Source organism: Pseudomonas sp. PAMC 26793, from assembly GCF_000313235.1.
GTDB lineage: Bacteria > Pseudomonadota > Gammaproteobacteria > Pseudomonadales > Pseudomonadaceae > Aquipseudomonas > Aquipseudomonas yamanorum.
In genome coordinates, this window is the sequence record NZ_AMXG01000010.1 from 1 (window position 1) to 12,839 (window position 12,839).

A 12,839-nucleotide genomic window follows, 5' to 3' on the forward strand; every position below is an offset into this window, starting at 1 on the left:
ACGGGGCGCCTAAGATCAAGATCAAGATCAAAAGCAAGAGCACAGCGGCCTACCGGCCGACTTGAGTGCTGAAGAGCAAAATCAAAATCTAAAGCGGGCACGGTCAAATGTGGGAGCTGGCTTGCCTGCGATAGCATCAACTGGGTACACCTGATGCACCGAGGTGTCTGCATCGCAGGCAAGCCAGCTCCCACAGAAAAGCAGAGCTGCTTTCGCTCTGGCTCTGGCTTTTGATCTGGCTTCTAACACTCAAGCCGGCCGGTAGGCCGCTGTGCTCTGCTTTTGATCTGCTTTTGATTTTGATCTTCGGGCCCCGTCAACCACGATGGCCGCAAGTAGGCACGGTGGAGCGGGTAAATCGGCAGGGATGCCGATTTAGCCGCGCCGGGCCATGGATGGCCCGTCGCGGCGGCCCGCGGAACCGGGCCGGAGTGCGGGCATGCCGAGCCTAGGCGAGGCACCAAGTGGTGGGGCAAAGACCTTTTGGTTACTTTTGGGGCGTTTGCCAAAAGTGACCCGCTGTAAGAGCGGAACCATAGGTGGCCGTTACCGCAGCAACGGATATGCCCCCCATCCAAAACCCAAATCACCGCGGCACCGCCCGAATCACCGCCCTAACACCCTGCGCCTCGGGAATCGCCTTATCCACCGAAGGCAACTGCGGCGCCTGCACATCGGGCATCGCCCAACTGCGCTCCGGCTGCAACCCACCCTGGGCCCTGCGCATAAACTCATAGCGATTGAGCGTAATACTGCGCCCCGCCCCACTGTCGCGAATAATGTAAGGCCGCAAAAACACCATCAAATTGGTCTTCGTCACACTGCGCTTTTCATTCCTGAACAACGCCCCCAACCCCGGGATATCCGACAACCACGGCACCGCGTCGTTACCCTGGCTGTACCCATCCTGCAACAGCCCGCCGAGCACCATGATCTGCCCGTCATCCAGCAAAATACTCGTATCAATCGCCCGCTTGTTCGTCACCGTCCCGGCGTCCACCGAACCCCGCGTGTCGACACTGCTGACCTCCTGGTAAATATCCAGCTTCACCGTCCCACCCTCGGAAATCTGCGGCCGCACGTTCAGCTTCAGCCCCACCTCCTCCCGCTGCACCGTCTGGAACGGGTTATTACTGGTGCCGCCACCACCGGTCACATAACTGCCGGTGACAAACGGAATCGTCTGCCCCACAAAAATACTCGCCGCCTCGTTATCCAGGGTCAGCAGGTTCGGCGTCGACAACACATTGGTCCCGCCCTTGCTCTTCAACGCCCGGGCCAGCACCTTGAGGTCGAGCACCTTGCCGATCCCGGGAATATCCACCGTGCCGTTCACCAGCCCGATGTTCAAACCCTTGGGCAGCACATCAATGCTGGTCTTGCTGGTGGGGGTTCCATTCAAGCCGCTGCCCCCCAGGTTCACCCCGCCAAAGCCACCCTTCCCACCCAGGTTCCCCGCCTGCCACTGCACCCCGAATTCGCTGGCATCGTCCTCGCTGACTTCGACAATCAAACTCTCGATCACCACCTGGGCGCGACGCTGGTCGAGCATGTCGATCACTTCCCGCAGGTTGCGATACAGCGGGTCCGGCGCGGAGATCAATAAGGTGTTGGTGGTGGCGTCCGCCTGGATGGTCACGCCACCGGCGCTGAACGCGGTGTTCTGGTCGCTGGAGGAAGAGGCGCCGGTGGCACTGGTGTCTTGCCCGTAACCGCTGGGCTGGGCAGTGCCGCTGCCGGTGGGGGTGCCACTGCTGTTCTGGGTACTGCCCTGGCCAGTCTGGGTGTTGCCGCCCATGCTGCTCAACTTGCCCCGCGCATTGTCACTGGTACCGGTGTCGCTCTCGCCAGTGAGCAAGCCCCGCAGGGACTGCGCCAACTTGCCGGCTGGGCGTTGCGCAGGTACACCACGTGCATATTGCTCGGGTTGCTCTGGGCGTTGTCGAGCTTGTAGATCAGGTTGCGCGCCAGTTCCGTGCGCTCCGGACTGCCGGCGCGGATGATGATGGAGTTGGAGCGCGGGTCACCGATCACGTTGATCTTCTGGGTCTGGTCGGCGCCCTGGGTTTCGAGGAGTTCCGAGACCATGGCGGCGATGTCCACGGCGATGCCGTTCTGCACCTTCACCACGTCGGTGTCGATGGCGCTCGGGGTGTCGATGCCGTCGATGATCTGTGCCACCCGTGCAAGGTTTTCTGCGTAGTCGGTGATGACGATGCTGTTGTTGCCGGGGTAGGCGTTGATCGGGTTGTTCGGCGACACGATGGGACGCAGCACCGGGATCAGGTTTACCGCGTTTTCGTATTGCAGGCGGAAGGTACGGGTTTGCATGCCCTGCCCGCCCGGGTTGGCGCCACTGTAGATCGGCCCGCCCAGCAACTTGGCATCTGCCTCCGGCACCACCTGGGCCACGCCGCCCACGTCGACCACGCTGAAGCCCTGCATGCGCAGCGCCGCCAGCAGCATGTCGTAGGCCTGATGCGCCGGTACCTGGCCTTCGCTGACCAGGGTCAGGTTGCCTTTCACCCGTGGGTCCACCAGGAATTGCTGGCCGGTGGCGCGGGACAAGGCGCGCACCACGGCCTGGATATCAGCGTCGACGAAGTTCAGTTGCACCGGCTGATCGCCCAGGGGGTTGCGCGCCTTCGCCGGGGCGGCGGCGTGGCTGCGGGCACTGTTGGTCACCGGGTGTTGCACTCGGGGTGGCGGCAGCGGTTCGCGCTGGCGGTCCAGTGGGGTATCACCGCTGCGCCGGGTGTCGGCCAGGGGCTGGCCGAGTTCGCTGTCCACCAGCAGCGGTGTGGGCGATTGGGGGTGGCTGCACGCTCCCAGCGCCAGCAACAGCAAAGGGGCGACCTTGCGATAAGGCGCAGCGTTGGGCAATGACCACTTCATGAAGCTTCCTTAGCGCCAGGCGCCTGATCCATGCGAACGGTCCCGGACAAGGTGCCGGCCGAGTTTGAAGGGGTGGCAGCGCCGGCGCGTTGCAGGCGAGCCTCGGAGACGTCCAGGGAGAATGGCCGAGGGTTGGCCAGCAGCCAGTCGACCACGGCATCCGCCGGGGCTTGCTCGAAGGTCAGGCGCCAACTACCGGCGTCCTGCGCCTGCAATTGATAGCGGCCCTGCAGCCCGGCGTTGTCGAGGGACTGCTGCAAGGCGGTTTCCAGATCACGGCTGCGCGGGGCTGCGGCGACGCCTTGCAGCAGCACCTGCAAGGCCTCGGCCTGGCTGCGCAGTTTCGGGGTTTCGGCTTGCCAGTAATCGATCTTCTTCAGCGGTGGCTGGATCAACAGCAACCAGGTCAGCAGCCCCGCCAACACCAGGCCGGCGCCCACCAGCAGACGTTTTTCACGTACGGCCAGGCCATCCCAGAACACCTGGGCCTGGCTACGCAGAAGCTGCCAGCGCTTATTCATCTTCAGCCTCATCGTCTGCATCGGCTTCAACGCGCTCGGCGAGCGGGCCGAGGGTCCAGCCCTGGTCGTCGCGGGTGGCGCTGAACCCGGCCTGGGCCAGCAGCGCCTGCGCGTCCGCCGCCAGCGCTGGACTGCGGGTGTCGGGCAGCAGGCTCACCTGCAAACGGCCTTGCTCGTAGCTCAGGCTCTCGACGCTGCCCGCCATGGACGGCAGGCTGCTACCCGCCAGCGCCAGCAAGCCGGTAAAGCGCTGGCCCGGCTCAGCCGCCGCGCCACTCTGGCGTGCGGCCAATTGCTGACGGGCTTGTTGCAGCGGGTTGAGAATCACCGGCAGCTCGGGGAAGGCCTGGCGCACTTGCTGGCTCATCTGCGCCTTGAGGCGCTGGCCTTCGTCGACCTGGCGGGCGGCGTAGAGGTTCAGGCCCAGGGTCCAGATGGCGACCGCCAGCGCCGTGCAAGCCGCCGCCCTGCCCCAGCCACCGGTGGCCGCCTGCTGAAGCCGACCGTGCAACCCCCAGCCCGGTAATGGCCCACTCCAACGAGCCTCGCCGGTCACTTGATGGACATCGAAGCCGGTGGCGAGCAGATCATCCAGCGCGGGCTGTCCCAACGGATGCACCGCACCCTGCTGGACACTGAGGCGCAGCAGCAAATGCCCGTCGCTGAATGCCGCGCTCGCTGGCTCGCTGACTGGCAACGCATACGGCGCCGGGTACAGGCCACGCACTTTGATTTTCAGTTGGGTGGTTATCCGGCCCAGGTGTTCAAGGCTGCTTTTGGGCAACCAGCCCACCTGCACCCGTCCGCTGCTTTCCCGTGGACCGTGGGCCACATGCATCAATTCCAACGAGCCAAGGATCAATGCCTGGGCCGCGCACGTCACTGCGTCGTCGACCTTGGCGGAGGGCAATTGCGGCAGCTCCAGGCTGGTCAGCAGGCTGTCCCGCGGGTGCAGAAAAAATGCCGCCGGGTTATTCGCCAGTTGCGCCAGACTGCCCTGGCCTTGCTGGCTGACCTGCCCGGCGCGGTCCAGCCAGGCGAACGGCACCTGGCTCTCGGTGGTGAGTTCATCCAGTGGCGGCAAGCCGATTCGCAAACGCTTCATACGCCCACCCGCGACCAGATCACCTGAGGCTGACGGTCTTCGGGGCGATACAGCAACGCCTCCAGCGTGACCCGACGCTGCTCGCGACGGACCTGGCCCTGCACGCGAAACCACTCACTGGTGATCCCCACCTGCACCGTATCCACCGCGACCTGTGGCATGCGCAACCGGTTGACGAAATCTCCGCGATTGATAAACCAGCGCCCGCCGTCGCGCTCGGCCACCAGGGCCTGGGCCTGCGACAGGCTAAGCCCCGGCACCACGCTACTGAGCACCTCGGCGCTGGCGGTATTGCCGTTGACCCAGGTATTGCCGGGCAGCACGCTGACGTAGCTCGCCATGCGCCGCAGTTGGCGCGGGTCGAGGCCTTCGATACCGCTGAGGTCAGTGAGACTGCGCAGCATCGGGTACTTGGCTGGAATCAATGGCGCCGCGGCTCCGGGCGAGGTATCGCGGCTGCTGTTGAAACCGCCGGTGAGTGAGGCGGTGACCTCGCGCTGGTCGTATGAGTCGATCACCCGCCGGCTGATGCGGCGGCTCACGGCCGGGTCGATGCCGATCAATTGGCACAGGCGCTCGAAGCTCTGCAATTGCACGGCGTCCGGGTGTTGTTGGGTCACCAGATTGCGCAGGTTGAACTTGCCCTGCTCGTCTTCTATGCGCCCCTCAAAAGCACCGCCGAGGGGGCGTGCCCACGGTTGATCGAGCCGGGTCAATACGTCCTGGCGGCGCGCGTCCCACAGCAGTTGGCGACTGATTTCCAGGCCGCCATTCAACAACCATTGACCCTGGATACGCCGCTGTTCGGCTTCCAGGCTGCGGGTGAACACGGTTTGCCGGGTGAGCATCGCACCGGCAATCACCGCAACCACGGCCGCGATCAGCAAGGCGCTGATAATCGCCATGCCGCACTGCTTCGCCGCTGGGGGCGAATGGCTGTTCATCGCCGGCCTTACAGCTGCCAGGAGCCGATATCGGCATTCACACCGTCACCATCGGGTTTCCCGTCGGCGCCGAGGGAGAACACGTCCACCTCACCGTTGGCCCCTGGGTTGAGGTAGTGATAAGGGTTGCCCCACGGGTCGTTGGGCAAGCGCTCGAGGTAGGCGCGCCAGTTGCTGTTTTTCGCGTCGGCCGGGCGCTCCACCAGCACCTTCAAGCCCTGGTTCATAGTGGGATAAGAACCGTGGTCAAGGCGGTAGAGTTTCAGGGCCTGCATCAGCCCGCCAATGTCCTGCTTGGCGGCTGTGGCCCGCGCCTGGTCCGGGCGGTCGAGCACCTTGGGCACCACCAGCGCCGCCAGAATCCCCAGGATCACCACGACCACCATGATCTCGATCAGGGTGAAACCACGCTGCCTGCGTGGGGAGGTGAAGTGTGCGATATCCATCTCGACATTCCTTGGCTTGAGTGCATTTCGTGGCGCAGTGTTGCAAGAACACATGTCAGTCATGTTGAAAATCCTCGGGAGCTTTGGTCGCCAATCGGTCAACTGCGGGGGCTAGTCTGCGGGCCTGATTCCCGGTTTTGAGTACGCCATGGGCGGCCCCCGCAACGAGCAAGGTTTCACCCTGATTGAAGTGTTGGTGGCACTGGCGATCATCGCCGTGGCCATGGCCGCAGCCGTGCGCGTGGCCGGGCTGATGACCACCAGCAACGGCCTGCTGCGGGACAAGTCGATGGCGCTACTGGCGGCCCAGAGTCGCCTGGCGGAACTGCGCCTGGAAGGTCGGGTGAGCCCCGGGCGCATGACCTTCGACTGCGACCAGGGTCGGCTGAAACTGCGCTGCGAACAGACCATCAATAACGGGCCGGAGGGTCGCCTGTTCCAAGTCAGCGTGCGGGTGCTGGACGCGACCCGTGAAGCGCCACCCCTGGCGCGCCTGGAAACCTTGATGGGGCGCCCGCCGGTGAAGCGCGCGGTTACTGCCGAGTGAGGTTGGGCAAGGCCGGGCCGTCGGGCAACTTGTCGAGGGGCACGCGGATTTTTTCCGCGCCGCGCTCGATCTCCACGCTATCGCCTTCAATGGCCGTCAAGCGCACGCCGGGGCTTAGCCGCTCACCCAACAAAAAACTGCGGGGCGGCCCGTCGTTGAGGCTGAGGATCGCCACCGCACCACGGGCACCGGCAAGCACCCCGGAGACCTTGATCTGCATCACCGCCGGGGTATTGGAAAACCACTGCACGGCAGGGTTGTCACTGCGGGCGACCAATGCCTGGGGCGCGGCCTGCGGGGTGTGGGACTCGGCCGACGTGAGCAGCAACGGCGTCCAGGTCGCCACCCCTGCCAGCGCTGCCAGCAACGCCAAGGCCTGGACGCCATGGGCGGGTGAAAAACGATGGGTGAATGCCATGGGCGGGACCTCCTGTTTGTCCGTTGCCTCAGGCTACAGGGCAATTCACACCTTTTTATTTCAGCGGTTGATCAGGGAGCAAAAAATGAAACAGCGGGGCTTCACGTTGATCGAGCTGATGGTGGTGTTGGTGATCATCGGCATCGCCAGTGCGGCCATCAGCCTGAGCATCAAGCCTGATCCGCTGCACCTGCTGCGCAAGGACGCGGAACGCTTGAGCCAGTTGCTGCAGGTGGCCCAGGCCGAGGCTCGCGCGGATGGCCGGGCGATTACCTGGAAGGCGGATGCCAAGGGGTTTCGCTTCAGCCGCGTTACCGATGATGGGCTGGGGTTGGAGGACTTCAGTGGCGATCAGCAACTGCGTCCGCGGGCCTGGGACAGCACGCCGATGCAGGTGCGCATCGAGCCTGGCAAGAACCTGGTGCTGGATGCTGAATGGGTGAATCCGCCGATGCGAGTGGTGCTGTCGGATGGGCAGCACAGCCTGAGTCTGCAACGGGATGCGGCGGGGTTGTTGCGGGTGGTGAGTCATGAGTGACCAGAAGGGTTTTACGCTGATCGAGGTGATGGTGGCGATCATGTTGATGGCGGTGGTCAGTGTGATTGCCTGGCGCGGGCTGGACAGTGTGACCCGGGCTGATCAGCACTTGCAGGTCAGCAGTGAGGAGACTGAGACCTTGTTGCGGGCGCTGAACCAGATGCAGCTGGATCTGAGTTTGCGTGCGGGGGTTGAGTTGGGGCCGCCGATTGGGGATGAGGCGCCGAAGCCTGGGGGGTTGGCGGCGGTGTCGGTGAGGAGTTCGGATAGCAAGGGGTTTAGGTTGGAGGTGATCCGGAGTGCGCCGGTTCCCGGGGATGGGTTGCAGCGGGTGCGGTGGTGGCTCAAGGGAGACACGCTGTATCGGGCGGCGGCACCGGCGCGGGATCGGTATCCGCTACCGGCGCCCAGGGACGCGGTGGCGGTGCTTGGGCAGGTCAGGGATTTGCAGGTGCGGGTTTGGGATAAAGGGTGGCGGCAGTTGAGTGGGAATCGGCAGGAGGAGCCGCTGGGGGTTGAGGTGGTTCTGGTGCGGGAGACGGGTCAGGGGGTGGAGCGGTATCGGCAGGTTTTTGGGCCCTTGCGGTAGGGCTTTTTGGGGGGCGTGTACATATCCGTTATTTGGGTGATGGCTTGTATGGGTTCCGCCCTTACGGCGGCTCACTTTTGAAGAGCGCACAGCAGCCTACCCGGCCTCCCGGCCGGCTTGAGTGTTAACAGCAAAATCAAAAGCTAAAGCGGGCACGGTCCAAATGTGGGAGCGGGCTTGCTCGCGAAGGTCGTTAACGATGACGCTGGCATTCTGGATGAACGCGGCGCCCTCAGGTTTTTCGCGAGCAAGCCCGCTCCCACAGAAAAGCAGCTCTGCTTTCGCTCTGGATCTTGCCTTTGCTTTTAACACTCAAGCCGGCCGGTAGGCCGCTGTGCTTTGCTTTTGATTTTGATCTGACTGCCCCAATAAGCCCGAGGCCGAACGCAGGTATTGCGGAGCGGGTAAACCGGCAGGACGCCGGTTTAGCCGCGCCGGGCCATGGATGGCCCGTCGCGGCGGCCCGCTTCGCGGTGCCGGAGTGAGGGAACGCCGAGCCTAAGCGAGGCGCCGACAGGCGGGGCAGAGCCCTTTGGTTACTTTGGGGCTTTTCCAAAGTGACTCGCTGTAAGAGCGAAACCATAAGCAGCCGTTACCTAAATAACGGATATTCACACCACCGCTTAACTCAACAAAACCACCCCCCCAGGCAACTCCGTACACTTGGCCCCATACGCATCGCGAATCAAAAGCGCCACCCCCGCCAACTGATGCAAACTAAACCGCGCCTGCACCCGCCGCTTGCCCAACTCCGCATTCATCAGCAGCAACATCCCCGGCCGATAGCGATTAATCTCATCCACCACCGTCGCCAAGGTCGCGTTATCAAACACCAGCACCTGCTCCCGCCAGGCCACTACCGCCTGCACATCCACCGCCAACGGCTCACCCACACCGCCAGCGTCATAAGTCAGTTGCCGCCCACCCTCAAGCCGAACCGTACGCCCACCCACAGCCACCGCCACCGCCCCATCAATACACGTCACACACACACTGTGATCCGTATTGCGCACATTGAACCGCGCCCGAGCCGCACTCAACCACCCTCCACCGGCCTGAACCTGGAGCGGCATCGCAGCATTGGCAACCACCTCAACCTCCCCCTCCACCAACTCAATCCCACCCTCACGCCGACTGATCCGCGTCTGGGTATTGAGCTCCAGCCGAACCCCCTCACTCAATTCCACCCGCCGCTGCTCCCCAACCTCGGTGCGATAATCCGCCGTCAACCCGGCAAACCCACCCGGCACGGTAAACCGCACCATCAACACCGCCGCCGACGCCGCAATCGCCCCACCCAAAAACGCCCGTCGCCCAAAATGCCGTGGACGGGAAACCTGCTCGGCGGCCGGCGCCAATTGCTGCCACAACACCTTGGCCTGCTCGAACGCCCGGGCATGTTCCGAACTCTGGGCGCACCACTGGCGCAAAGCTTTGGCGTCCGCGACGGTGGCCCGACCCGAAGACAGCAGCACCAGCCAATCACGCGCTTCATCGTGCAGGGGGCTGTCTGGCGTATTCCGAGCAGCGGAGAAGTTAAAAATGTTCAAGCGCGCAGGTACTCAACGGATTATCAGGGACTCAATCACTAAGACGGTTTTCCGGCCCCGGGACCGAACCGCTGGATCACTTTTCTTTCAAGGCGCTGCGCGCAGTGGCCCAGCCCAGCCTTGATTTCCTTTTCGACCATGCGCGTGGAAATCCCGAAACGCTTGGAGATTTCCAGGTGCGGCGCCTCTTCCAGGCGCGCAGCGATCAGGATCTGGCGCCGCCGCGCCGGCAGTTCGTAGAGGGCCTTGAGCAAGGACTGGATTTCCCGCTGGCCACCCACCACCCGCGAGGGGTCCTGGGCTTCATCGGCTGTCTGCAGCAGCTCTTCGACTTCACTGCCGGTCAGCAGCCGCGCATCCGCCTGGCGTCGGTCGGCGGCGATGTTCAGGGCCATGCGGTACAGGTAAGCATTGGGTTGCGCCAGGTTCGGCGGCACGTCCATGCGGTCGACCCGCAGGTAGGTTTCGTGCAGCACGTCGTTGGCCAGGTCCTCGGACCCGAGGCGCTTGCGCAGGCGTACCTTGAAGTCCTCGTAGGACGCCAGGAACAGGCTGACCATCGTGCTGTGGCCGGTGTCTTTCATGCCCCGGAAACTCCTTCCCCTGCTGTGCATTCCATGCGTGTTCCTGTTGAATCGGGCACCAAAAGTAAGGTCACCGGCAAGCGCAGTGAACTGGGCGCCGGGCGTTCGACACGGGTGGTGCCCAGGCCGCGCACCAGCGCTTCGTCACGCTGCAGGTCACCTGTGGAACTGACCAGGCGGCTGTGTTCGATCACCCCGTCACCGTTGACCCACACCTGCACCAGCGCGCGGTAACTGCCGGGGCGGGTCAGGGGCGAACGGCACAAACTGCGCTCGATCGCCTGCTGCAAGGCCGTGGCGTAGCTGTTGTTGATCCGTGCTGCATGGCCGGCCTTCAGTCCCCGCGTCGTTGCCGGCTGGCTGACCTCGGGGACTTGCAGGGTGAACGCATCGCTGCGGGCATAACGCGCCATCAAGCCACTCCCTGTCAGCAGCAGGCCCAGGGCTTGCTGCGCGCTGTAGCGGCCATGTACACCGATGGAACGCCGGCCCCGGGTCAATTCGCGATCCACCAGCACCGCCATGCCGGTGGCACGGCTGAACGCTTGGAGGGCGTTGTCCAGGTTCTGGGCAGGCAGGTCCAGGATCACTTCGGCGCGCACGCTCTGCGCCAGCCCCAACAACAGAGCCAGGCAGCAACCCGCGCGCCTCCAAGCCCCCCTGCTCAGCATCGCAACACGTCCGACATAGCCTACAAAACCGTCATCCTGAGGCCCGTTTATGAACCTGATGTTACGGTGCCAGCAAAAAAAACATCACGGTGACGGGCAGCCCGCTGCACTACACTTTCGCCCCATACCCGCCCGTTTCCCAAGGCGCGCCAGGAGGCACCGATGAACCTGTTCCCGACCCTCGCCAGCCTGTTGCTGTGTGCAACCCTGCCGCTGATGGCCCACGCCGAAGGCACACCCAGTGGCTGCGCCGAGGTCAATGTGGATGGCTACAAGGCGCCGGACTATGGCTGCCTGAGCCAGCAGATGGGCAACAGCCCGGACGCCGCCAAGGCCACGCAAAAGAACCAGGAAGCGCAACAGGTGCCCATCGAAAAACGCAAGCCGAACCAGATCGGGCTCTCTACCCCGGCGGCGACCAGCGTGCGCATGGGCAATACCTTTGGTACTTCGGTGAAACCCCAGCGGCCTTGATCGCCGCTTGTCCCCCTCCTGCGCGCCCGCTCGAAAAAAAGCCATTGTGTTATCGCGATTGCCGATGTTATGTTTCTAACAGACATCAAAATCATGAAACCTGAGTAACATCAATGACCGGTCTCCGCGAAAACGTCATGGATAAAAGCAGCTTCCAGCGCACGCTGGAACAGCAGTTCCCGACGCTGACGCCCACCGGCAAGCGCATCGCGACCTACCTGCTGGGCAACCTGCAACAGCTGCCGTTCGAAACCGCCGACAGCATCGCCCAGCAAGCCGGCACCACCGGGATTTCAGTGGGGCGTTTTTTGCGCGCCTTGGGTTATCGCAACCTCGATGACGTCAAGCAAGGCCTGCGCGGCGACCCGCAAGCGTCCTGGCTGATCACCGACCGCCTGGGTGCCTTTCGCCAGGAGAACGATCAGGAAGACGCCCTCGACCGTTCCCTCAACCGCGAGATCGAAGCCATCCAGCACGTCTACGGCCTGGCCCGCAGCCAGGGTTTCGCCGACATCGTGCAGCACATCGTGGACGCCGACGCCGTGTTCATCCTCGGCATCCAGTCCACCCGGGGCATCCTCAACGCGTTCCACAGTCACCTGGAATACATTCGCCCCAAGGTCTATTACGTCGATGGCCTGTCGGGGATCTACGCCGAGACCCTGAACTCCGGTTTTGAAAAGCCCTACGCCATCACGGCGGACTTCCGCGCGTATTCGAGCATCACGCCCACGTTTTGCGAGACCGCCAATGCCCAGGGTCTACCCTTGGCGCTGATCACCGATTTGCAATGCCCCTGGGCCCGGGACTACGACCTGGACCTGCTGCAACTGAAAACCGATGTCGGCCAGTTCTGGGACTCCATGGCGCCCCTGACGTGCCTGTTCAACCTGATGGTGTCTGCCGTCGCTGACCGCTACGGCGAGCGACTGGATGCACGCCTGGCAAAAAACCGCGCCCTGCAACAGGCCTTCGGCCAGTTCGAATCCTGACCCTGGAAAGGAAATCTTTGAGTGAATACCAGCCCATTGGTAGAAATCGCCCCACCGGAATACCCGGTACAGGTCGACCTGATCTACGCCAGTGCCGACAACCTGGCAGGCACCGTGATCTACCGCAACGCCCGCTGCCTGCTGCACACCGAAGCGGCGGCCTGCCTGCGCAAGGCGAGCCTGTTGGCACGCCAGGCCGGCATGACCCTGCTGATCTACGACGCCTATCGGCCGGCCTACGCCCAGCAACTGCTGTGGCAAGCCCTGCCCAACCCGGACTACGTGCGCGACCCGCGCCTGGGCTCGCACCACACCCGTGGCGTGGCCGTCGACCTGACGCTGATTGATGAACACGGCATCCCCCTGGACATGGGCACGGCGTTTGATGCCATGGAGCCGAAGTCCCACCCGTTCTACCCCGACCTGCCGCCGCAGGTGCAGCGCAACCGCCTGCTGTTGTTGGGCATCATGCTCGGCGCCGGCTTCAAGGCGATTGCCACCGAGTGGTGGCATTACGAATTGCCGGATGCCGAACTTTTCCCATTAATTGAGGAGTCGCACTGAT

The 12,839-nt window shown here is 63.6% G+C and carries 14 protein-coding genes and 1 pseudogene; 6 read left to right on the top strand and 9 right to left on the bottom strand.

All coding sequences use genetic code 11. The annotated features are described in order from the left end of the window. Positions 1-586: 586 nt before the first annotated feature. From gspD to gspG, 5 genes and pseudogenes are all read right to left on the bottom strand, one after another. Positions 587-2,895, bottom strand: a pseudogene (gspD, locus tag D109_RS01000000131660) (type II secretion system secretin GspD). Then, positions 2,892-3,416 carry a type II secretion system protein GspM gene (gene gspM, locus D109_RS0101480; RefSeq protein WP_017475325.1) on the bottom strand — a complete coding sequence of 175 codons (525 nt, stop codon included), beginning with the start codon at positions 3,414-3,416 and terminating at the stop codon, positions 2,892-2,894. The pseudogene gspD and the gene gspM overlap by 4 nt, the downstream one beginning before the upstream one ends. Beyond that, on the bottom strand, positions 3,409-4,521 hold the full coding sequence (gspL, locus tag D109_RS0101485; RefSeq protein WP_017475326.1) for a type II secretion system protein GspL: 1,113 nt from the start codon (positions 4,519-4,521) through the stop codon (positions 3,409-3,411). Before gspL ends, gspM begins: the two co-directional genes overlap by 8 nt. Next, complete coding sequence (gene gspK / locus D109_RS0101490) at positions 4,518-5,465, bottom strand: type II secretion system minor pseudopilin GspK (RefSeq protein ID WP_026077708.1); 948 nt, start codon at positions 5,463-5,465, stop codon at positions 4,518-4,520. Before gspK ends, gspL begins: the two co-directional genes overlap by 4 nt. A gap of 8 nt (positions 5,466-5,473) precedes the next feature. Then, the gene (gspG, locus tag D109_RS0101495) at positions 5,474-5,911 is read right to left on the bottom strand and encodes a type II secretion system major pseudopilin GspG (protein ID WP_017475328.1); all 438 of its coding nucleotides are present in this window, start codon (positions 5,909-5,911) and stop codon (positions 5,474-5,476) included. A gap of 148 nt (positions 5,912-6,059) precedes the next feature. Here gspG and gspI point away from each other — a divergent pair, with 148 nt between their 5' ends. Beyond that, entirely contained in the window at positions 6,060-6,458 is a 399-nt protein-coding gene (gene gspI / locus D109_RS0101500; RefSeq protein ID WP_017475329.1) for a type II secretion system minor pseudopilin GspI, read from the top strand. Here the strand turns inward: gspI and D109_RS0101505 are convergent. After that, the gene (locus D109_RS0101505) at positions 6,445-6,876 is read right to left on the bottom strand and encodes a type II secretion system protein N (RefSeq protein ID WP_017475330.1); all 432 of its coding nucleotides are present in this window, start codon (positions 6,874-6,876) and stop codon (positions 6,445-6,447) included. The two genes, gspI and D109_RS0101505, sit on opposite strands and share 14 nt — an antisense overlap. An 85-nt stretch (positions 6,877-6,961) precedes the next feature. Between D109_RS0101505 and gspH the strand changes: the two genes are divergently transcribed. Continuing rightward, positions 6,962-7,414: a type II secretion system minor pseudopilin GspH gene (gspH, locus tag D109_RS0101510; protein WP_017475331.1), complete on the top strand. Its 453-nt coding sequence runs from the start codon at positions 6,962-6,964 to the stop codon at positions 7,412-7,414. Continuing rightward, positions 7,407-8,003: a type II secretion system protein GspJ gene (locus D109_RS0101515; protein ID WP_017475332.1), complete on the top strand. Its 597-nt coding sequence runs from the start codon at positions 7,407-7,409 to the stop codon at positions 8,001-8,003. Before gspH ends, D109_RS0101515 begins: the two co-directional genes overlap by 8 nt. Positions 8,004-8,626: 623 nt before the next feature. Here D109_RS0101515 and D109_RS0101520 read toward each other — a convergent pair. The 3 genes from D109_RS0101520 to D109_RS0101530 are packed head-to-tail and all read right to left on the bottom strand — an operon-like array spanning position 8,627 to position 10,808. Continuing rightward, positions 8,627-9,553, bottom strand: coding sequence for a FecR domain-containing protein (locus D109_RS0101520; RefSeq protein ID WP_017475333.1), 927 nt, complete (start codon positions 9,551-9,553; stop codon positions 8,627-8,629). Positions 9,554-9,591: 38 nt separating this feature from the next. After that, positions 9,592-10,137 carry an RNA polymerase sigma factor gene (locus D109_RS0101525; protein ID WP_017475334.1) on the bottom strand — a complete coding sequence of 182 codons (546 nt, stop codon included), beginning with the start codon at positions 10,135-10,137 and terminating at the stop codon, positions 9,592-9,594. After that, on the bottom strand, positions 10,134-10,808 hold the full coding sequence (locus D109_RS0101530) for a secretin and TonB N-terminal domain-containing protein (RefSeq protein ID WP_050555035.1): 675 nt from the start codon (positions 10,806-10,808) through the stop codon (positions 10,134-10,136). Before D109_RS0101530 ends, D109_RS0101525 begins: the two co-directional genes overlap by 4 nt. 162 nt (positions 10,809-10,970) lie before the next feature. Between D109_RS0101530 and D109_RS0101535 the strand changes: the two genes are divergently transcribed. The 3 genes from D109_RS0101535 to ddpX all read left to right on the top strand — a co-directional run bounded on the left by D109_RS0101535 (position 10,971) and on the right by ddpX (position 12,838). Next, a complete protein-coding gene (locus D109_RS0101535; protein ID WP_017475336.1) occupies positions 10,971-11,282 on the top strand; it encodes a hypothetical protein in 312 nt (103 codons plus the stop codon). A 137-nt stretch (positions 11,283-11,419) separates the two neighbouring features. Further along, positions 11,420-12,274: a MurR/RpiR family transcriptional regulator gene (locus tag D109_RS0101540; protein WP_026077710.1), complete on the top strand. Its 855-nt coding sequence runs from the start codon at positions 11,420-11,422 to the stop codon at positions 12,272-12,274. Positions 12,275-12,295: 21 nt separating this feature from the next. Continuing rightward, entirely contained in the window at positions 12,296-12,838 is a 543-nt protein-coding gene (ddpX, locus tag D109_RS0101545) for a D-alanyl-D-alanine dipeptidase (RefSeq protein WP_017475338.1), read from the top strand. The last annotated feature ends 1 nt before the right edge of the window (position 12,839 follow it).

Bases quoted from the DNA above. Each gene is read 5' to 3' on its own strand.
- D109_RS0101540 (WP_026077710.1), top strand. From the start codon at position 11,420: ATGGATAAAAGCAGCTTCCAGCGCACGCTGGAACAGCAGTTCCCGACG.
- D109_RS0101525 (WP_017475334.1), bottom strand. From the start codon at position 10,137: ATGAAAGACACCGGCCACAGCACGATGGTCAGCCTGTTCCTGGCGTCC.
- gspH (WP_017475331.1), top strand. From the start codon at position 6,962: ATGAAACAGCGGGGCTTCACGTTGATCGAGCTGATGGTGGTGTTGGTG.
- D109_RS0101505 (WP_017475330.1), bottom strand. From the start codon at position 6,876: ATGGCATTCACCCATCGTTTTTCACCCGCCCATGGCGTCCAGGCCTTG.
- gspI (WP_017475329.1), top strand. From the start codon at position 6,060: ATGGGCGGCCCCCGCAACGAGCAAGGTTTCACCCTGATTGAAGTGTTG.
- D109_RS0101535 (WP_017475336.1), top strand. From the start codon at position 10,971: ATGAACCTGTTCCCGACCCTCGCCAGCCTGTTGCTGTGTGCAACCCTG.
- gspK (WP_026077708.1), bottom strand. From the start codon at position 5,465: ATGAACAGCCATTCGCCCCCAGCGGCGAAGCAGTGCGGCATGGCGATT.
- gspM (WP_017475325.1), bottom strand. From the start codon at position 3,416: ATGAATAAGCGCTGGCAGCTTCTGCGTAGCCAGGCCCAGGTGTTCTGG.
- D109_RS0101530 (WP_050555035.1), bottom strand. From the start codon at position 10,808: ATGCTGAGCAGGGGGGCTTGGAGGCGCGCGGGTTGCTGCCTGGCTCTG.
- gspL (WP_017475326.1), bottom strand. From the start codon at position 4,521: ATGAAGCGTTTGCGAATCGGCTTGCCGCCACTGGATGAACTCACCACC.
- D109_RS0101515 (WP_017475332.1), top strand. From the start codon at position 7,407: ATGAGTGACCAGAAGGGTTTTACGCTGATCGAGGTGATGGTGGCGATC.
- gspG (WP_017475328.1), bottom strand. From the start codon at position 5,911: ATGGATATCGCACACTTCACCTCCCCACGCAGGCAGCGTGGTTTCACC.